Consider the following 17,216-nt stretch of genomic DNA (forward strand, 5'->3'; position numbering starts at 1 on the left):
CTCTTCCAGATCAGTCGCTGTTGGCCCCGCCCGGCGGAGCCGGAAGTTGTCGCCTTAGCGACCGGTCTTGGGGGCCTTCCAGCGGGCGATCCCGCGGGCCACCAGATTGAGGATCATCACGAACGCGATGAGGGTCAGAGCCGCCGCCCAGGCACGGTCGTAGGCCGCACCGGAGCCCGCGCTGTTCGCGTACTGCTGATAGATGTACAGCGGAAGCGACTGCTGCGCACCCTCGAAGGGGTTGCTGTTGATGAGCGAGTTGCCCCACACCAGCAGCAGCACCGGCGCGGTCTCGCCCGCGATACGGGCGACCGCCAGCATGATGCCGGTCGCGATGCCGCCGATCGAGGTCGGCAGGACCACCTTCAGGATCGTGCGCCACTTGGGGACACCGAGCGCCAGGGAGGCCTCACGCAGCTCGTTCGGGACGAGCTTGAGCATCTCCTCGGTGGAGCGGACGACGACCGGCATCATCAGGATGGCCAGCGCGAGCGAACCGGCGAACCCGAAGGGCTGCATGTCGAACATCAGCATGATGCTCAGGATGAACAGGCCCGCGACGATCGACGGGATGCCCGTCATGACGTCCACGAAGAAGGTGACCGAGCGGGCCAGGTTGCCGCGCCCGTACTCGACCAGGTAGATCGCGGTGAGCACACCGATCGGGGCGGCGATCAGCGTGGCCAGGCCCACCTGCTCCAGGCTGCCGATGATGGCGTGGTAGATACCTCCGCCCGGCTCGGTGTCCGCGATCAGGCCCATCGAGTGGGTCAGGAAGTAGATGTCGAGGACCTTCACACCGCGCGTGACGGTGGTCCACACCAGGGAGACCAGCGGCACCACGGCGAGCAGGAAGGCGACCCAGACCAGCGAGGTCGCGAGCCGGTCCTTGGCCTGCCGACGCCCCTCGACGCCGGCGGCGGCCCCGAACATGGCGAGGAGGAAGATGATCCCGGCGATCAGGCCCTGCTGGACCTTGCTGTCCAGGCCCGCGGCCAGGCCGATGCCGATGGCCACGACGACGGAGCCGGCCGCGATGGCGTACGGCGCCCACTTGGGGAGTCTGGCGCCCTGCAGGGTGCTGGGGCGCTTTTCGGCGACTGCGTGGCTCATGCGTTGGCCCCCGAGTACTCCTTGCGGCGGGCGATGATCGCGCGGGCCGCGCCGTTGACCAGCAGGGTGATGACGAACAGGACCAGACCGGAGGCGATGAGCGCGTCCCGGCCGATTTCGCTGGCCTCACTGAACTTGCTGGCGATGTTCTGGGCGAAGGTGCCGCCGCCCGGGTCGAGCAGGCTGGCCTGGATGTCGAAGGTCGGCGAGAGCACGGTGGCGACGGCCATCGTCTCGCCGAGCGCGCGGCCGAGGCCGAGCATCGAGGCGGAGATCACGCCGGAGCGGCCGAAGGGGATCACCGCCATGCGGATGACCTCCCAGCGGGTGGCGCCGAGGGCAAGAGCCGCCTCCTCGATCATCTGCGGGGCCTGGCGGAAGACCTCGCGGCTCACGTTGGTGATGATCGGCAGAATCATGATCGCGAGCAGGATGCCGACGGTCAGCATCGAGCGGGGCGCGCCGCCCTGCCAGGAGAAGATGCCGGTCCAGCCGAGGTACTCGTCCAGCCAGCCGAAGAGGCCGGTCATGTTCGGCACCAGGATCAGGGCGCCCCACAGGCCGTAGACGATGGACGGCACGGCGGCGAGCAGGTCGATCACATAGGCGATGGGACCGCTGAGTCTGCGCGGGGCGTAGTGGGTGAGGAACAGCGCGATCGCGACGGCGATCGGGACCGCGATCACCATGGCGATGATCGAGGAGACGACCGTGCCGAACGCCAGGACGGCGATGCCGAACTTCGGCGGGAGCAGGGTGGTGTTCCACTCGAAGGCGGTGAAGAAGTTGGCCTCGTCCTTGCTGATCGCCATCGAGGCGCGATACGTCAGGAAGCCCGCGATCGCGGCCATGATCACGAGCAGCAGGATGCCCGACCCACGGGAGAGACCGAGGAAGATCCGGTCACCGGGTCGGGTGGCGCCCCGGGCCGCGCGCTTCTGCTCGGCCGCGGTCGGCTGTGGGACGGGGGGAGGGGCTTCGGTGTTCTTAGTGGATATGTCCATCGGGTTCTCCGGTCTGCGGAGCCGTACGTGCCGTACGGCCCTGTGGAGCCGGTCACGATGTGCGGCGGCTCCTGGCGGCGGTGCACCGGACGGTGCGGTCCGGTCCGGGGTTCTTGAGGCCCCGGACCGGACCGCACGCTCAGTCAGCTCAGGCCATCGATCGTGGTGCGGACCTTGGCGATGATGTCGTCGGGGATGGGCGCGTAGTCGTTGTCCGCGAGAACCTTCTGGCCGTCCTCGGAGGCGATGAAGCGCAGGAACGCCTTGGTGGCGGGCAGGGTCTCCGCCTTGTTGCCCTTGTCGCAGACGACCTCGTACGTGACCAGGGTGATCGGGTAGGCGCCGTCGGCCTTGGTCGCGTAGTTCAGCTGCAGCGCCAGGTCCGTGCCGGTGCCGACGACCTTGGCGTCGGCGATGGCCTTGGTGGCGTTCTCCACGGTGGCGTCGACCGGGGCGGAGGCGCCCGTGTCGATGCTGACCGGGGTGATGCCGTCCTTGGCGTACGACAGCTCCATGTAGCCGATCGCGCCGGAGGTCTGCTTGACCTGCTGGGCGACGCCGGAGGAGCCGGACGCGGACTGGCCGCCCTTGGCCTGCCAGGCCTTGCCGCCCTCGTAGGGCCAGTCGCTCTTGGCGGAGGCGATCAGGTACTTGGTGAAGTTGTCCGTGGTACCGGAGTCCTCGGAGCGGTGGAACGCCTGGATCTTGAGGTCGGGAAGCTTCGCGTCGGGGTTCAGCTTCTTGATCGCCGCGTCGTTCCAGTTCGTGATCTTGTCGTTGAAGATCTTGGCGAGGGTCGGCGCGTCCAGGACGAGCTTGTCCACACCCGGAACGTTGAAGCCGATCGCGATCGGGCCGCCGACCATCGGGAGGTCGATGCCCTGGCCGCCGGTGCAGACCTTCTTGGAGGCGGTGACCTCTTCGGGCTTCAGCGCGGAGTCGGAACCGGCGAAGGCGACCTGACCCTGGGTGAACGCGGTGATACCGGCGCCGGAGCCGCTGCCCTTGTAGTTGATCTGCACACCACAGGCCTGGGTGAACTGCTTGACCCAGGCGTCGATCGCGTTCTTCTGCGCGGACGAGCCGTCGGCGAGCAGCTGGCCCTTGGCGTCGTCGCACTTGATGTTGCCGGCGGCGGCGGACGAGGACGCGCCGCTGTCCCCGCCGGAGCTGGTGTCGTCGGAGCCGCACGCCGTGAGGGCCAGGGCGCCGGAGACGGCGAGAGCACCGAGGGTGAGGGCCCGCCGGTTCATGCGCTGAAGCTTCACTTGAGGGAGTTCCTTCCAGGAGCCGCCGTCCTGAATCCGGCGGCGTGCGCGAAGTCTGGGTGATGCGGACACGTACTCGCGGTACGCGACCGCACCGCGTAAGGCCGAAATTAGACAGATCAGGTGAAGGCGCCTACGGCCACAAGTGAACGGAGGGTGAACCCCTGAGGACGGTGCGGTTAGGTCACGGAACGCTTACGGGAAGGGCACACAGGGGTCCCGGCACGGGCACCTCGACTCGGTGGCCGGCCGGACGACCTGCGTACTCGCGCAGTGAGGCATCAATTGCCACGGTACCGACAGGCCGGATACCCGGCGCGATGTGGAACCGTGGCGTGCGTCGCGTGGAACCCGTGGCCTCGCGAGGCCGTCTCGTTCCACGAAGTCGACGGAAGGCACGGACATGGAACGGCGCACGTTCATCGGCGGCACCGCCACCGCACTGGCGGCGGTGGCGACGGGCTGCAAGACCGGCGGCGGCTCCGCCGCGAGTACGTCGGCGTCGACCTCCCGCACCTCGTTCAGGACGACCAGCGCAACTGCCGCCAACTGGTCCGCCCTCGCCCGCGACCTCGACGGCCTCCTCGTCCGCCCCGGCGACGCCGCCTGGCCGGCCGCCCGCCAGCTCTACAACACCCGCTTCGACTCGCTGACGCCCGCCGCGGTCGCCTACGTCGCCGGCACCGACGACATCCGCACGGCCCTGTCCTACGCCCGCGCCCACAGCCTCCACGTGGCGATCCGCAACGGCGGCCACTCCTACGCCGGCTGGTCCTCGGGCAACGGCCGCATGGTGATCGACGTCTCCAAGCTCAACCGGGTGCGGGCGAGCGGCGGCAGCGCCGTGGTCGGCGCCGGCGCCAAGCTGATCGACGTCTACCGGGCCCTCGCCGCGAAGGGCGTGACGATCCCGGCGGGCTCCTGCCCCACGGTCGGGGTCTCCGGCCTCACCCTCGGCGGCGGCCACGGCGTGGTCTCCCGGGCGTACGGCCTGACCTGCGACAGCCTCACCCAGGCCACCCTGATCACGGCCGACGGCAAGCAGCTCACCGCGAACGCCACCGACCACAAGGACCTCTTCTGGGCCCTGCGCGGCGCCGGCAACGGCAACTTCGGCGTCGTCACCGAACTCCACTTCAAGACCCACCCGGCCCCGCAGGCGGTGACGGCATACCTGTCCTGGCCGTGGTCGAAGGCGGCCGCCGTGATGAAGGCCTGGCAGGAGTGGGGCCCGTCCCAGCCGGACGAGATCTGGTCGTCCCTGCACCTGGCGGGCGCGCCCGGCGGCCACACCACCGTCTCCGTCGCCGCCTTCTCCATCGGCACCTACGGCGAACTCCAGAACGCCGTCGACCGCCTCGCGGACAAGGTCGGTGCCCCGGCGAGCAGCGTCTCGCTGCGGCGCCGCGGCTACGAGGAGGCGATGGAGATCTACGCGGGCTGCTCGGCCTTCTCGAACGACGCGCAGTGCCATCTGCCGGGCTCGACGCCGGGCCGCTCGGGCCAGGGCGCGCTGGGCCGTGAGACCTACGCGGCCCGCTCGGACTTCTTCGACCGCTCGCTCTCCCCGGCCGGCATCCAGACGCTGCTCAAGCAGATGAACTCGGTGCGCGGCGGTTCGGGCAGCATCGCGTTCACGGCACTCGGCGGGGCGGTCAACCGGGTCTCCCCCACGGCGACGGCGTTCGTCCACCGCCGCTCGCGGATGCTGGCCCAGTACATCGCCGCCTGGCGGGCCGGCACCAGCGGCTCGACCGCCCAGTCCTGGCTGACCTCGGCCCACACCGCGATGAAGCCGCACGCCTCGGGCGCGGCCTACCAGAACTACACGGACCCGACTCTGAAAAACTGGCGCACGGCGTACTACGGCGCAGCGGCGACCCGCCTGACAACGATCAAGAAGCAGTACGACCCGAACCGCTTCTTCACGTATCCCCAGGCGCTGTGAGCCAGGGACAACCACCGGACGGATCCTGCGCGGCCCTACGCGGCGAGGCCCCGCTCAGGCCCTACTCGGCACCCGGCTGGCTGGCTCTGCGCGGCCCTACGCGGCCAGGTCCCGCTCCTCGGTGCCCGTCGGCTCCTTGTGCGCCCCCGGGACCACCGCGTCCCGCCCGTCGTACGACCGCCCCCGGGCCCGGATCAGCCAGCCGGCCCGCGGGGACCGCTCGATCGCCTTGGTGAGCGGCGTCAGCAGGGCCGTGGCCACCGGGGACAGCAGCAGCGCGACAGCGGTACCGAGCGCGAACCCGCCCACGACGTCGGTCGGGTAGTGCACGCCCATGTAGATCCGGCAGAAGCCCTCGAGCAGCGCGAGCCCGAGGCCGAGAAGCCCGAACTTGCGGTTGGCGACGAACAGGGCGACGGCCATGGCCATGGTGATCGTCGCGTGGTCGCTGACGAACGAGTAGTCCGTCTTGCCGGAGACCAGGACGTCGAGCCCCTCGTGGGTGCGGAAGGGCCGGGGCCGCTCGACGAAGCCCCGTATCGGCACGTTCACCAGGACCGCGACGCCGGCTGCCAGCGGCGCCCAGACGAGTGAGGCCACGGACGACGCCGCGTCCTCGGCACCCCGCCGGCGCACCGACCACCAGCACCACAGCACGAGCAGCACCATGGCGAGCAGCAGGCCGTACTCGCCGACGTACTCCATGCCCCGGTCGAACCAGGCGGGGGCGTCCTTGGCGAGGCCGTTGATGTCGTACAGCAGATCGACGTCAGGGTTCGACCCGGATTCTGCGAGTCCAGCCATGGTGCGCGGCCCCTTCGTCGTCTCTCTCGGCGCGCCCTTGCGCACGCCGTTTCTGCCCACCCCCGCTGGTTTGCAGATGCGCTATGTCACCAGGAACGCACGACTCCCGTAAATACGTTCCACACTCCACCGAATGATCACTCAGACGTTATCGAAGAGAGACTCATCGCCGCAGCTCAGGGGGTGGGTTCACGCTCGGTTCACACCGTCGTGGGGAGCGCTTTCGCGCCATCTTCCGTCACCCTCGTGGCCCCGAAGTAGTCGGGGGTGTCGATCGGGTCGAACCGGATCACAGCCCCTGTTCTCGGCGCGTCGATCATGTATCCGCCACCTACATAAATCCCCACATGACGGATGGCCCGGGAGTTGCCGAGGTCGTCCGAGAAGAACACCAGATCACCGGGCAGCAGTTCGTCCCGCGAGGGGTGCGGACCGGCGTTGTACTGATCGTTGGCGACCCGCGGAAGCGTGATGCCCACACTCTCGTACGCGGCCTTGGTCAGCCCGGAACAGTCGAACCGCCCGTCGTCCGCGGCGGTCCCGTTGCCACCCCACAGGTAGGGCGTGCCGAGCTTCTTCTGGGAGTAGTAGATGGCGCCGGCCGCCTGCTCGGACGGATCGACCCGGCTCACGGGAGCCGCGAAGCTCTCCTCCAGGGTCGTGATCGTCTTCACGTAGTTCCGGGTCTCCTGGTACGGCGGCACACCCCCGTACTTGATGACCGCGTAGGCCCCCGCGTTGTACGAGGCCAGCATGTTTTCGGTCAGATTCCCGGGAACGTTCCTCACATACGAAGCGAGTGAGCAGTCGTATTCCGCGGCGGACGGAATCGCGTCCTTCGGATCCCATACGTCCTTGTCGCCGTCGCCGTCGCCATCGACCCCGTGCGCCGCCCACGTCCCAGGAATGAACTGCGCTATCCCCTGGGCGGCCGCCGCGCTCTGGGCCTTCGGATTGAACCCGCTCTCCTGGTAGAGCTGGGCGGCGAGCAGTGCCGGATTGATGGCGGGGCACTTGTTGCCCCACTTCTGCACGAGCTCTCGGTAGGCGACGGGCACGGCCCCCTTGGCCAGCGTCTTGGTGCCACCGCCGACCTCGTTGGCCAGGTTCCCGGCGACCACGAACACGCCGACGACGAGCAGCATCACGAAGCCGAGCCCCGCCCCCAGGGCGGCACCCCCCACGATCCACGCCTTACGCACCGTCAACCGCCCCTCGGCCACTGGGATTCCGCCCGCGTCAGTCTAGGAGCTTCCCACCGGGAATCCCGCGCAACCAGGCGCGATCAGGCCGCGGCTCACGGATCCCCCGCCGCGTTCCGGTACAACCGCGCCGCCTCCGCCCCGAGCACCACGCTGTACGACACGTCCGCCGTGGCCCCGCCCTCCTCGTGCCCGCCCAGGACCCCCACGACCTCCCCGTACCCGTTGACCCACGGACTGCCGCTCGTGCCCCCGCTGAACCCGGGGCACTCGATGCGCTGCTGCGTACGGCTGTGGGAGGTCGGCCTGTTGGTGCAACTGATCGGCACCTCCCGGGAGCCGGGATACCCGGTGACGGTCACGGCGGTGGCCCCGGTGCCGGTCCGGGTGACGAAGCGGTAGCCGCCGCCGACCACGTCCTCGACCGCCTTCCCGCCCCGCTCGCCGACGACAGCGAAGCCGACATCACTGTCCTCACCGCCGCCGCTCTGTCCCTCGGCCCACCCGCCGGGCAGAAACCGCCGCTCGACCTTCCACACCCCGTACGGCGACCGCCCGTCCCGGTACCCGGGCACGAACACGACGTCCCCCGCACTCCCGTCGAGACAGTGAGCGGCGGTCACGATGAGATCCCGTCCCTGACTGTGCACCACGGACGCCGTACAGAAGTGCCCCCCGCCGGCGAACAACGCCCCCACCCGCGCACTCCGCGCTGTCGAAGCGGCAACGGCGGTCACCCCGAGGGGCCCCGCCCCGTCATCGGCGGCCGCCTCGGAGGCCGAGGTGACGGCGAGCAGGACGGCGAGGGCGAGGACGCGACGTGGGCTGCGCTTCATCATCGGAACTCAGGGTTCCGTACGAAGGTGAGAAACGGGTCAGGGTGGCCGGGGCCGGCTCAGGGGCGATCTTGTGGGCCACCAGGGCGTAGTCGGCGTCCATTCCGGATCGCTCAGAAGACGTCGAGCCCGTCGAGGAGGACCCGTACGTCCGCCTCCTCGTTGCGAAACCGCCACAACTCCACGTCACTCAACAGGCCCTTGGCGAACCCGAGCACGAAGTTCATCCTGAACTCGTCATGCGCCAGGATGATCTGCCCCGGATCCGCGTCGCCTCCGGCAGTCCTGAGAGGCTCCCATTCACGTGCCGCGCGTCCCGCCTCCTCGACCGACATCCCGAGTCGGAACACCGAGACACCGACATGCGGCAGCAGTTCCACGTCCATGATCTCTCACCCCAGTGCTTCTCGATCGAGTCGACCGCCCATCCCTCGGACGTGGCGAGCACGCACTGAGTCAGCGAGACGGCGTCGGCGCCCAGACTCCCGCAGCCGTCCCGGCGCGGACGTGCTTCTCGTAGGCGACGACCTTGCTGTGGATGACCTTCAGGTCTGCGTTCAAGTCGGAGATCTTGGCCCGCACGGCCTTTTCATGGTCCCGTAGCAGCGCGAGACGTTCCGCTTCGTTGCCCGGACCCGAGCGGACGAGCTGGGCGAACTCCTTCAGCAGGGCGATGGGCATGCCGGATGCGCGGAGCCGGTTGCACAGGAGGAGCCAGTCGACGTCCGCTTGCTCGTAAACCCGCTGCCCGCCGCTGGAACGTGGGATCGGGCGGAGGAAAAGCCCCTCGCGTTCGAAGAACCGCAGAGCGTGCACGCTCAGTCCGGTCGCGTTGGCGACGTCCCCGATCGACAGATCATCCGCACCCTTGGCCATGTCACCGACCGTACCTTGACCTAGAGCGCGGTCTAGAAACTAGCGTCGCCGTCATGATCACAGAGCAACACAAGTCCAGCACCGGATTCGGCGCCCACAGCACGGCGGACGAGGTCCTCGCCGGGATCGACCTGTCGCGCAAGAGGGCCCTGGTCACCGGCGGCTACTCCGGCCTCGGACTGGAGACCACGCTTGCCCTCGTCCGGGCGGGAGCGCACGTCATCGTCCCCGCACGCAGGCCTGCCGCAGCCAACGAGGCCCTGCGCGGCCTCCCTCGGGCCGAGGTGCACGGCCTCGACCTGGCGGACCTGGAGAGCGTCCGGGCGTTCTCGGCCGACTTCCTGGACACCGGCCGCACCCTCGATCTCGTCATCAACGGCGCGGGCGTCATGGCCTGTCCGGAGACACGCGTGGGCCCGGGCTGGGAGGCGCACTTCGCGGTCAATCACCTCGGCCACTTCGCTCTCGTCAACCTTCTCCGCCCGGCATTGGCTGAAGGGGCACGGGTGGTTTCGGTGGCCTCGTCCGGTCACTTCCTCTCCGACGTGCGCTGGAACGACCTTCACTTCCACGAGGGCTACGACCGGTGGCTCGCCTACGCGCAGTCCAAGACAGCGAACGCCCTCTTCGCAGTGCATCTCGACACGCTCGGCGCCGACAGCGGACTTCACGCCTTCGCGGTGCACCCAGGCAGCATCCTGACCCCGCTGCAGCGGCACATCCCCCACCACGAGCAGGTGGCCCAGGGCTGGATCGCCCCGGACGGCACGCCGGCGACCGGATTCAAGACGCCGGCACAGGGCGCGGCGACGGCCGTATGGGCGGCGACCTCACCGCTGCTCGACGGCCACGGTGGGGCGTACTGCCAGGACTGCGCCATCGCCGAACCCGCCCAGACCGACGACATGCTCATCGGCGGGGTCAAGCCCTGGGCCGTCGATCCAGAGGCCGCATCCCGGCTCTGGCAACTCTCCGGCGAACTCACCGATTTGGACTCGTTCATCTGACGCGGGAGTCCCGTCGTGAGGCCACACCAATCGAGTAAATCTTGAAGGTGTTGTCGCCAAGCAGGGAAGGTGTTATCGCCACGCAGGGTCGGACTTGGTGAAAGCTTTCCGGCTGTACGTGAGCAACTCGCGCACCGACGGGTTGTGCGTGCCCTTCCAGATCAGGGCGAGCAATGCTGGTTGTTCGACGTCGTCGATGGGGCGGACGGTGAGACGGTCGCGGTAGCTCTCGGCCATCGAGTCGCTGAGGATGGCGATGCCGAGTCCGCGGGCGGCGAGGTCGGCAATGGCGTCCGCTGCGCTGGCTTGCAGCGCGATCGCGGGTTGGATGTTCTGTGCGGCGCAGGCCCGGTCGAATACGGTGCGCAGCCCAGTGCCCGGCGGCATGCACACGATCGGATGGGCGGCCAGGTCGCGCAGAGTGACTCGCCGCTTGTTCGCCAAGGGATGTCCGGCCGGAACCGCTGCGACGAGCCGCTCGCTGATGATGGTCAGCGCGTCCAGCCCGTCCGGGGTGGCGGTCGCGGTACCGACAAGAGCCAGGTCGACGGCGCCGGCGCGCACCCCCTCGACGAGCCGGTCGGAGTTGTCCTCCAGCAGTGAGATCTCCACGCCGGGATGCGCCCGGTGGAACGCGGCGAGGGCATCGAACAACGGGGTGAGGGTGCAGCCCGTGACCATCCCGACCGTGAGCCGACCCCGGATCAGACCGGTCACCTGACCTACTGCCTGTCCGACCGCACCAGCTGCGGCGAGTGCGGCACGGGCGGGTTCGAGCGCGGCCTTTCCCGCGACGGTAAGGGTGGCGGTGCGCGTCGACCGGTCGAACAACTCGGCACCGAGCTCACGTTCCAGCTGCCGGATCTGGGCGCTGACGCCGGACTGGCTGATGTGCACCCGCTCGGCCGCCCGGGTGAAGTTCTGCTCTTCGGCGACTGCGACGAAGTACTCCAGCTGCCTCAGTTCCATGACTGCGGATTCTAGCTTCGAGCACATCCATCTGTTGGACTTCTGATCAGCTGGCAACCAGGCTGGGAAGCACCGAAAACAACACCGAAGAAGCGCCGAAGCGACGAGTCACCACGCCAGGAGGAACCCATGCCGGAGCACGAGAAGGCCCTGCGCCCCGAGGACATCACCCGCCTGTTCGTCGAGCGCTCCAACGCCGGTGACGCGGCCGGGGTCGCCGCGCTCTACGAAGAGGACGCGGTGATGGCCTACCCGCCCGGCGAACTGACGGTGGGGCGGGAGGCGATCCGCGCGCTCTGGGAGAAGGTGCTGGCCAACCGCCCCCGCTTCGAGCCGGAACAACCGCTGCCGACGCTGATCAGCGGCGACATCGCCCTCACCGCGACCCCGCCGAAGGACGGCGCCGGCGCCCGCGCGCAGGTCGTCCGGCGCCAGCCCGATGGAAGCTGGCTGCGTCTGCTCGACCAGCCCGAGTTCGTCTCGCCGACCCGCTGAACCCGCGGAGTCCCGTGAGTCCTTGCCGAGTCGGAGGCGGATGGACGGAACCCCGAGAGGTCGGCCTGGCCATCAGAGGCGGCTCCGTGGGTTGTCAGCGGCGTCCACGGGGCGTGTCCCCGTACACCGGGAAGCCGTCCGTGGCGATCTCCAGGTGCAAGGGCTCGGGGAGCCGCACGGTCTCTCCGAACTTTCCAGGCATCACGTCCCGGTAGGCGCCGTTGTCGGGGCGGGTGTGCAGGGTCCAGGTGCCGTTGCGCGGGTCGACGACCAGGAGAACGGGCACACGGGCGACGGCGTACCAGTCGGCCTTGTCCCGGATCTCACGGGACTTCTCGGACTGGGAGATGACCTCGACGGCGAGCTCGATGTCACGAGGGTCGAGCAGCCAGTCGTCGGAGTCCAGGAATTGCCGGGGGCAGACCACGAGAACCGGCGTCACGAAGTCATCCGGTTCGCCCGGCATCTCGACGGAGGACATCTCCGTCGCGACGAGTCCATGCGGGAGTTTCGGCCTGATCAGCTCCTCAAGCTCGTAAATCACTCCCGCATGCTTGCCACGCGGCGTCGGGGACATCACGAGCTTTCCTCCCACGATCTGCACCCGCAGACCGGTCGCTTCCTCGATTTTCTCGGCGACCTCGCGCAGGTTCCCCGAGCGGGGTTTGGGATGGATCCGCGACACGATGCGTCCCCTCCGTCCCTCCGGCTCCGACACCTTGATCACGCGAGCGGGATCGGTGGGAGGCCCGATGTCCCGCTCAGCGGTGAATCCACCGTCCTGCGCGGCCTCCTCGGCCCCCTCCCCTTCAAGATCCGTCCGGGTACACGGCCGGCCCCTGAGCCGACGGTCGACCTCAGTCATGCGGACCCCCTCACTCTGCGACCGCCGATCAACACGGTAAGTCACCCTACTGACACTCGGCCCAGAGCAGCTTCCCGCCCTTCGACGCGCCCAGGTGCCCCAGCACGGAGGAACCCACCGTGTCCGCGCAGGCCCGCACGAGGTGCAGCCCGCGTCCGCCTTCGGCGTCGCACGGGGGCAGGCCACCGGCGACCTCGAATCCGTGCGGCACCCTCGGGTCCGTATCCCATACGCCGACACGGAGGCGGCCGGGTTCCATCGCGCGGAGTCGGAGGGCGTAGGTGCCGGCGGTGTGGAGGTGGGCGTTCGTGAGGAGTTCGGAGGCGAGGAGTTCGGCGGTCGGGGCGAGGGAGGAGAGGCCGTGCGCGTCGAGGACGGTACGGAGGGTCGCGCGGGCGATCCCCGGTGCGTGTGGATCGTGCGGGAGGTGGAGGGTGTACGCCCAGGGCGGGGATACGGTGGCCATGAAAGTCTCCGGTCACTGAGGGGAGTTGGGGCTGTGCGAACGGTGGCCCAGTGGCGGTGTCGTCCCGTCGAACGGTGCGCTTCTGGGTGAGGGGCCCAGTTGTAAGGTAGCGGCCCGTCGAGTAATGCATTACTCGGATCCCCTAAAATCCATTCCTATCCACCCTTGTGGGTGACGTCCGCGGCGAGGAGGGAGACAACCCCGTGAGGACCAACCCAACGGGCCGTCAACTCCGCTTGGGCACTGAGCTGCGCAAGCTTCGGGAGCGCGCAGGCCTGACCGCGACGGAGGCAGGTCAACTGCTTGGCTCCAAGCAGGCCCTGGTCAGCAACATCGAGGCCGGCCGGGCAGGAGTGAGCCCGGAGCGAGTACGCACTTTGGCCTGCCATTACGACTGCCAGGACCCGGCCCTCGTCGAGGCGATCGCCGGAATGGTCGGCGACCGCAAGCGCGGCTGGTGGGAGGAGTACCGCGAGATCCTCCCCGGCCCCCTGCTCGACCTCGCCGAGCTGGAACACCACGCCCGGTCTCTGCGCACGACCATCACGGCACGCGTCCCCGGCTTGCTCCAGACCGTCGACTACGCCCGCGAGATCTTCCGTCAGGGCGTGACCGAGCTGTCCCCACCCGACATCGAGCACCGGCTCTCGTTCCGCATCAAGCGCCAGACAGTGCTGTACCGGGAGGAGCCGACCCCGTACGAGGCGATCATCCACGAGGCCGCTCTACGGATGAAGGTCGGCGGCTCCTCGGTGGCGCGGCAGCAGCTCAAGCACCTGCTGGACATGAGCGACCACGAGCACATCACCCTGCGGGCCATCACGTTCGAAGTCGGCGCGTATCCCGGTTCGGGCCAGTCCATCTACTACGCGCGCGGCCCCGTACCCGAACTCGACACGGTCCACCTGGACCAGTCCCACGGCCTGACTTTCCTCGACGCCGAGGCACAACTGCGCAAGTACCGCACGCTCTTCGACCGGCTCGACGCCGTCGCCCTCGCCCCAGAGAAAACCCGAGACCTCCTCAACACCGTCATCAACGACCTCTAGGAGCCTCCTTGACTCCGTACGCCTGGCAGAAGTCCTCGCAGTGCTCCGAGGGAGACTCCTGCGTCCACATAGCCACCACCCCCAAAACGATCCACCTCACCGAAAGCGGCGACCCACGCGGAGCGATACTCACCGCCACCCCCGTCGCCTTCGACGCCCTCCTCGCCGTACTCAAGGAAGAACCGCCCCGTGTCTGACGTCCCCCCCGACCTCGCCTGGACCCGCGCCGCCCCGCCCGACGCCACCGGTCCGGGCCCCTGGATCGAGATCGCCTTCGGCGAGGGAGACGACGGGGAAGCGCCGGTGTACCTCCGCGAGACCAGTGACCCCGACACCGTGGTCACCACGAACCGCCGCAAGTGGGACGCCTTCGTACTCGGCGTCCAGGCAGGCGAGTTCGACCACTTCGTGGAGGGCGTCGAGCAACTGGGGAACTCACCGCATGCATAAAAGCCGCGTCTCCGCGCTGCTGATCGACAGCCCCGAGCCGGAGGCCGCCGCGGCCTTCTGGTCCGCCGCGCTGGGCGCACCCGCCCGTCCGGTCCCGTCGGAGGAGCAGTTCACGTCGTTGCACGAGGCCATCCCCGGCCTGGAGGTCGCCGTACAGGCGGTCGACGACGCGCCCCGCTTTCACCTCGACATCGAAACCGACGACGTGGAAGCCGAAACCGCCCGCCTGCTCGGCCTGGGCGCCACTCAGGTCGGCCGCTGGCTGGAGTGCCGCGTCCTACGCGCCCCCGGCGGCCACCTCCTGTGCGTCCTGCCGGTGCACAGCGATCCGGACGTCTTCCACGCCCAGGCACGCACCTGGTCGTGAGCCGCGTCCCCGTGGGCCCACGGGACCGAGGACCGGGGACCGAGGACCGGGGACCGGGGACCGGGGACCGGGGACCGGGGACCGAGGAAGCCTCACCACCTGTGCACCCCCTGTGAGCCCGGTCAAGCCGCCGCCATCCCCCGCCCATCGAGCGGCCATTGATCCGCAATCCCCCAACCGCCTTCAGTAAGGCGGAAGTCAGGATTCCGCTACTCATCTTGTTGTCACGTACTCAACAAGCCACAGTCGTCGGCGGGCCGCCGCCCGCTGCCGGGGACCACGTACCGGTGGCAACACCACCCGCACCGCCCCTGTTCAACCACTATCAGGAGGCAGTCCGTTGCGTACGTCACCCCCCAACGCCCGCCCCATACGCCCCATACGCCCCAGATGGACCCGAATCGGATCCACCGCCGTAGCCACAGCCGCGCTCGTCTTCGCCGGACTCGGCGCCGCGGCCGCCCCAGCGAGCGCCACCCCCGCAGCCACGACGGCAGCCACCACCACCGCCACCACCGCCAAGGCCGCTTCCACCAAGGTCACTTGGGCAGCGACCCCCTGCGCCACGCCCAAGAAGAAGGGCGAGCTGGCCTGTAACTCCCTCCGCGTGACCGGCGGCATCACCGCCTTCCAGAAGCACGAGGCCGCGGTCGACGGCGTCACCCCCAAGGCCGCCGATGCCTCCACCCCCTCCGGCTACGGCCCGTCCGACCTCCAGAGCGCCTACGGCCTGACCTCCGCGGCAGCGAGCAGCGGCTCCGGCAGGACCATCGCCATCGTCGACGCGTACGACGACCCGAACGCCGAGGCCGACCTCGCGAAGTACCGCTCGTACTACGGCCTCACCGCCTGCACCACCGCCAACGGCTGCTTCAAGAAGGTCAGCCAGACCGGCTCGACGACCTCCCTGCCCACCGCCGACAGCGGCTGGGGCCAGGAGATCTCCCTCGACCTGGACATGGCCAGCGCGACCTGCCCGAACTGCCACATCCTGCTGGTCGAGGCCAAGTCCTCCTCCATGGCCAACCTCGGCACCGCGGTGAACGAGGCGGTCACGCTGGGCGCCAAGTACGTCTCCAACAGCTACGGCGGCTCGGAGTCCTCCTCGGACACCTCGTACGACTCCTCGTACTTCAACCACGCCGGCGTCGCCATCACCGTCAGCGCGGGCGACGAGGGCTACGGCGCCGAATACCCGGCCGCCTCCAAGTACGTGACCTCGGTCGGCGGCACCAAGCTCGCCACCTCCTCCACCACCCGCGGCTGGACGGAGTCCGTCTGGAAGACCAGCAGCACCGAGGGCACCGGCTCGGGCTGCTCGTCGTACGACGCCAAGCCGAGCTGGCAGACCGACACCAGCTGCACCAAGCGCATGATCTCGGACGTCTCGGCCGTCGCCGACCCCGCGACCGGCGTCTCCGTCTACGACTCCTACGGCGTCACCGCCGGCTGGTACACCTTCGGCGGCACCAGCGCCTCCTCGCCCATCATCGCGGGCGTCTACGCCCTCGCCGGCACCCCGTCCAGCGGCTCCTACCCGGCCCAGTTCCCGTACGCGCACACCTCGGCACTCAACGACGTGACCTCCGGCAACAACGGCACCTGCTCCACCAGCTACTTCTGCACGGCCAGGGCCGGCTACGACGGCCCCACGGGCCTGGGCACCCCGGCGGGGGTGAGCGCCTTCACGGGCTGATCAGCCGACCAGCTGATCCTCTGTCACCGGATCTCGCCACAGTGGGCCGTGGGGGCCCCTGGGCGAAATGGGGGAACGGGCCGCGGCACCTGCCGCGGCCCGTTCGCCATGCCCGGGTTAGCCTTCCACCTGGGGCTCACCCAGGTCACCCGCAGAACATCGGCGCGATCACCGAACCGTGCCGTAAGAGGGGACAACGACGGAACCACACGACAGGTTCCGCCCAGTCCTCATTGCCCGGCGTGACCTGCCGTGATACACAGAGTTACCATACGACTCCCTCATTACCGTTCCAACGTCTGTTCGACGGAATCCCGGAGAGCCAACGCGGACCGGTGGCAAGGTATTCGTACGAAACCCGCCAATCAATGACGCCAAGTCGACATACGACGGCGCTGTTGTCGGCGAGAATGAGGCCCGACCTCTGCGCCAAGGCAGGGGGAGCGGAACTACCCACCAGGGGCGGTGACTTACATGTTCTTTGCGGCCGACAAGGGAGACATCAACACCATCATCGGCGGTATCGCTCCGGACTGGGGGCCCTTCGGCAGCCTGGGCAACGAGGCGAAGGTGATGATCGAGGTCGTGATGGCGGTGGCCATCCTGCTCTGCCTCGGCATCGCCATCTGGGGCGCCGCCAAACAGCGCATCGGCGCCACGGCCCTGCGCGACACGTTCAGCGCGGAACAGGGCAAGGGCCTCATCGTCGCGGGTCTGACGGGCGTCTTCATCATCGGTTCACTGGGCACGCTGTTCACCATCGTGTACGGCATGGCCGTGTAGCGGGCGACCACCGCCCGT

The 17,216-nt window shown here is 68.9% G+C and carries 20 protein-coding genes; 9 read left to right on the forward strand and 11 right to left on the reverse strand.

What is annotated here, in order from left to right; genetic code table 11:
* Window positions 1-54: 54 nt before the first annotated feature.
* From pstA to pstS, 3 genes are all read right to left on the reverse strand, one after another.
* Entirely contained in the window at window positions 55-1,113 is a 1,059-nt protein-coding gene (gene pstA, locus OHA64_RS22595) for a phosphate ABC transporter permease PstA (protein WP_405615850.1), read from the reverse strand.
* On the reverse strand, window positions 1,110-2,117 hold the full coding sequence (gene pstC, locus OHA64_RS22600; protein WP_405615852.1) for a phosphate ABC transporter permease subunit PstC: 1,008 nt from the start codon (window positions 2,115-2,117) through the stop codon (window positions 1,110-1,112). The genes pstA and pstC overlap by 4 nt, the downstream gene beginning before the upstream one ends.
* Before the next feature lie 143 nt (window positions 2,118-2,260).
* Window positions 2,261-3,385, reverse strand: a complete 1,125-nt coding sequence (gene pstS / locus OHA64_RS22605) for a phosphate ABC transporter substrate-binding protein PstS (RefSeq protein ID WP_405615854.1) — start codon at window positions 3,383-3,385, stop codon at window positions 2,261-2,263.
* 403 nt (window positions 3,386-3,788) lie between these two features.
* Between pstS and OHA64_RS22610 the strand changes: the two genes are divergently transcribed.
* Complete coding sequence (locus OHA64_RS22610; RefSeq protein ID WP_405615856.1) at window positions 3,789-5,333, forward strand: FAD-binding oxidoreductase; 1,545 nt, start codon at window positions 3,789-3,791, stop codon at window positions 5,331-5,333.
* Window positions 5,334-5,429: 96 nt separating this feature from the next.
* Here the strand turns inward: OHA64_RS22610 and OHA64_RS22615 are convergent, their stop codons facing one another.
* From OHA64_RS22615 to OHA64_RS22635, 5 genes are all read right to left on the reverse strand, one after another.
* Complete coding sequence (locus tag OHA64_RS22615; RefSeq protein WP_405615858.1) at window positions 5,430-6,137, reverse strand: phosphatase PAP2 family protein; 708 nt, start codon at window positions 6,135-6,137, stop codon at window positions 5,430-5,432.
* A 200-nt stretch (window positions 6,138-6,337) separates the two neighbouring features.
* Window positions 6,338-7,345, reverse strand: a complete 1,008-nt coding sequence (locus tag OHA64_RS22620) for an NlpC/P60 family protein (RefSeq protein WP_405615860.1) — start codon at window positions 7,343-7,345, stop codon at window positions 6,338-6,340.
* An 89-nt stretch (window positions 7,346-7,434) separates the two neighbouring features.
* Entirely contained in the window at window positions 7,435-8,175 is a 741-nt protein-coding gene (locus OHA64_RS22625; protein WP_405624054.1) for a trypsin-like serine peptidase, read from the reverse strand.
* A gap of 113 nt (window positions 8,176-8,288) precedes the next feature.
* Entirely contained in the window at window positions 8,289-8,561 is a 273-nt protein-coding gene (locus OHA64_RS22630) for a hypothetical protein (protein ID WP_405615863.1), read from the reverse strand.
* Window positions 8,562-8,631: 70 nt separating this feature from the next.
* A complete protein-coding gene (locus OHA64_RS22635; RefSeq protein WP_405615865.1) occupies window positions 8,632-9,051 on the reverse strand; it encodes a MerR family transcriptional regulator in 420 nt (139 codons plus the stop codon).
* A gap of 53 nt (window positions 9,052-9,104) precedes the next feature.
* Here OHA64_RS22635 and OHA64_RS22640 point away from each other — a divergent pair, with 53 nt between their 5' ends.
* Entirely contained in the window at window positions 9,105-10,058 is a 954-nt protein-coding gene (locus OHA64_RS22640) for an SDR family NAD(P)-dependent oxidoreductase (protein WP_405615867.1), read from the forward strand.
* Window positions 10,059-10,130: 72 nt separating this feature from the next.
* Here the strand turns inward: OHA64_RS22640 and OHA64_RS22645 are convergent, their stop codons facing one another.
* Window positions 10,131-11,027 carry a LysR family transcriptional regulator gene (locus tag OHA64_RS22645; protein ID WP_405615870.1) on the reverse strand — a complete coding sequence of 299 codons (897 nt, stop codon included), beginning with the start codon at window positions 11,025-11,027 and terminating at the stop codon, window positions 10,131-10,133.
* 129 nt (window positions 11,028-11,156) lie between these two features.
* Here OHA64_RS22645 and OHA64_RS22650 point away from each other — a divergent pair, with 129 nt between their 5' ends.
* On the forward strand, window positions 11,157-11,522 hold the full coding sequence (locus tag OHA64_RS22650) for a YybH family protein (protein WP_405615872.1): 366 nt from the start codon (window positions 11,157-11,159) through the stop codon (window positions 11,520-11,522).
* 94 nt (window positions 11,523-11,616) lie between these two features.
* On the opposite strand, the gene OHA64_RS22655 is transcribed toward OHA64_RS22650, so the two are convergent.
* Window positions 11,617-12,387, reverse strand: coding sequence for a Uma2 family endonuclease (locus tag OHA64_RS22655; protein WP_405615874.1), 771 nt, complete (start codon window positions 12,385-12,387; stop codon window positions 11,617-11,619).
* Window positions 12,388-12,433: 46 nt separating this feature from the next.
* Window positions 12,434-12,853, reverse strand: a complete 420-nt coding sequence (locus tag OHA64_RS22660; RefSeq protein WP_405615877.1) for an ATP-binding protein — start codon at window positions 12,851-12,853, stop codon at window positions 12,434-12,436.
* Window positions 12,854-13,056: 203 nt separating this feature from the next.
* Between OHA64_RS22660 and OHA64_RS22665 the strand changes: the two genes are divergently transcribed.
* From OHA64_RS22665 to OHA64_RS22690, 6 genes are all read left to right on the forward strand, one after another.
* Complete coding sequence (locus OHA64_RS22665; RefSeq protein WP_405615879.1) at window positions 13,057-13,902, forward strand: helix-turn-helix domain-containing protein; 846 nt, start codon at window positions 13,057-13,059, stop codon at window positions 13,900-13,902.
* Between the two features lie 8 nt (window positions 13,903-13,910).
* Window positions 13,911-14,099, forward strand: a complete 189-nt coding sequence (locus tag OHA64_RS22670; protein ID WP_405615881.1) for a DUF397 domain-containing protein — start codon at window positions 13,911-13,913, stop codon at window positions 14,097-14,099.
* Window positions 14,092-14,352 carry a DUF397 domain-containing protein gene (locus OHA64_RS22675; RefSeq protein WP_405615883.1) on the forward strand — a complete coding sequence of 87 codons (261 nt, stop codon included), beginning with the start codon at window positions 14,092-14,094 and terminating at the stop codon, window positions 14,350-14,352. Before OHA64_RS22670 ends, OHA64_RS22675 begins: the two co-directional genes overlap by 8 nt.
* A complete protein-coding gene (locus tag OHA64_RS22680; protein ID WP_405615885.1) occupies window positions 14,345-14,719 on the forward strand; it encodes a VOC family protein in 375 nt (124 codons plus the stop codon). The genes OHA64_RS22675 and OHA64_RS22680 overlap by 8 nt, the downstream gene beginning before the upstream one ends.
* Before the next feature lie 340 nt (window positions 14,720-15,059).
* Entirely contained in the window at window positions 15,060-16,415 is a 1,356-nt protein-coding gene (locus OHA64_RS22685) for a peptidase S8 (protein ID WP_405615888.1), read from the forward strand.
* A 474-nt stretch (window positions 16,416-16,889) separates the two neighbouring features.
* Window positions 16,890-17,198: a hypothetical protein gene (locus OHA64_RS22690; protein ID WP_405615890.1), complete on the forward strand. Its 309-nt coding sequence runs from the start codon at window positions 16,890-16,892 to the stop codon at window positions 17,196-17,198.
* Window positions 17,199-17,216: the final 18 nt, after the last annotated feature.

The organism is Streptomyces sp. NBC_00076 (assembly GCF_045041235.1).
Lineage (GTDB): Bacteria > Actinomycetota > Actinomycetes > Streptomycetales > Streptomycetaceae > Streptomyces.

What these genes read in the sequence shown, in the direction of transcription:
- OHA64_RS22610 (WP_405615856.1), top strand. Translation starts at nt 3,789, where the DNA reads ATGGAACGGCGCACGTTCATCGGCGGCACCGCCACCGCACTGGCGGCG.
- OHA64_RS22650 (WP_405615872.1), top strand. Translation starts at nt 11,157, where the DNA reads ATGCCGGAGCACGAGAAGGCCCTGCGCCCCGAGGACATCACCCGCCTG.
- OHA64_RS22680 (WP_405615885.1), top strand. Translation starts at nt 14,345, where the DNA reads ATGCATAAAAGCCGCGTCTCCGCGCTGCTGATCGACAGCCCCGAGCCG.
- OHA64_RS22640 (WP_405615867.1), top strand. Translation starts at nt 9,105, where the DNA reads ATGATCACAGAGCAACACAAGTCCAGCACCGGATTCGGCGCCCACAGC.
- OHA64_RS22625 (WP_405624054.1), bottom strand. Translation starts at nt 8,175, where the DNA reads ATGAAGCGCAGCCCACGTCGCGTCCTCGCCCTCGCCGTCCTGCTCGCC.
- OHA64_RS22615 (WP_405615858.1), bottom strand. Translation starts at nt 6,137, where the DNA reads ATGGCTGGACTCGCAGAATCCGGGTCGAACCCTGACGTCGATCTGCTG.
- OHA64_RS22645 (WP_405615870.1), bottom strand. Translation starts at nt 11,027, where the DNA reads ATGGAACTGAGGCAGCTGGAGTACTTCGTCGCAGTCGCCGAAGAGCAG.
- OHA64_RS22690 (WP_405615890.1), top strand. Translation starts at nt 16,890, where the DNA reads ATGTTCTTTGCGGCCGACAAGGGAGACATCAACACCATCATCGGCGGT.
- OHA64_RS22635 (WP_405615865.1), bottom strand. Translation starts at nt 9,051, where the DNA reads ATGGCCAAGGGTGCGGATGATCTGTCGATCGGGGACGTCGCCAACGCG.
- OHA64_RS22630 (WP_405615863.1), bottom strand. Translation starts at nt 8,561, where the DNA reads ATGGACGTGGAACTGCTGCCGCATGTCGGTGTCTCGGTGTTCCGACTC.
- OHA64_RS22655 (WP_405615874.1), bottom strand. Translation starts at nt 12,387, where the DNA reads ATGACTGAGGTCGACCGTCGGCTCAGGGGCCGGCCGTGTACCCGGACG.
- pstC (WP_405615852.1), bottom strand. Translation starts at nt 2,117, where the DNA reads ATGGACATATCCACTAAGAACACCGAAGCCCCTCCCCCCGTCCCACAG.
- pstA (WP_405615850.1), bottom strand. Translation starts at nt 1,113, where the DNA reads ATGAGCCACGCAGTCGCCGAAAAGCGCCCCAGCACCCTGCAGGGCGCC.
- OHA64_RS22660 (WP_405615877.1), bottom strand. Translation starts at nt 12,853, where the DNA reads ATGGCCACCGTATCCCCGCCCTGGGCGTACACCCTCCACCTCCCGCAC.